We start from the raw sequence: 916 nt of genomic DNA, 5'->3' as shown, positions 1-916 counted from the left end.
TACCTCTCTCTAGATCCATACATGCGCGGTCGCATGAGCGATGCAGAATCTTATGCAGAACCAGTAGCGCTAGATGATGTGATGATTGGCGGCACCGTTTGTCAGGTAGAAACATCAAACCACCCGGACTATGAGGCGGGTGAATGGGTACTTGCGTACACCGTGGGTTGGCAAGACTACGCAATTTCTACCGGAGAGATGGTGATTAAATTAGGCAAAGAGCCACAAAACCCATCATACGCTCTGGGTGTTGCAGGCATGCCTGGCTTTACCGCATACATGGGTTTGTTGGATATTGGCCAGCCAAAACCAGGTGAAACCATTGTAGTTGCTGCGGCAACGGGACCTGTCGGCGCGACAGTTGGTCAAATCGGTAAAATCAAAGGCTGCCGCGTAATTGGTATCGCCGGTGGCGAAGAAAAATGTCGCTACGCAAAAGAGGTTTTAGGCTTTGATGAGTGTATCGATCACAAAGCAGATGATTTCGAACAACAATTGAAAGATGCATGCTACAACGGCATCGATGTTTACTTTGAAAACGTAGGCGGCAAAGTATTCGAAGCTGTCATGCCACTTCTCAATACCAGTGCACGTATCCCTTTATGTGGATTGATTTCTCAATACAACGCAACAGAATTGCCTGAAGGCACAGACCATCTACCTCTGCTAATGGGTAAGCTACTGACGAAACGAATCAAGGTACAAGGCTTTATCATTTTTGATGACTACGGTCACCGTTACGGTGAGTTCGCTCAAGATATCAATCAATGGTTGGCTGAAGGAAAGATCCAATACCGCGAACATCTAGTAGAAGGTCTAGACAATGCGCCAGAGGCATTTATTGGTCTACTGGGAAGAAAGAAATTTGGCAAGCTTGATGTAAAAATCAACGACACACTATAACAAACCGCAAGAA

The 916-nt window shown here is 46.2% G+C and carries 1 protein-coding gene; it reads left to right on the top strand.

The window, feature by feature from the left end:
- A partial coding sequence (locus tag R7R78_RS24945; RefSeq protein WP_225474478.1) for an NADP-dependent oxidoreductase occupies positions 1–903 on the top strand: 903 nt, incomplete at its 5' end.
- Between the last annotated feature and the right edge of the window lie 13 nt (positions 904–916).

Source organism: Vibrio sp. 2134-1 (assembly GCF_033339495.1).
The sequence above is the reverse complement of the archived record's forward strand: the minus strand, read 5'-3'. Positions and strand labels throughout refer to the sequence as shown.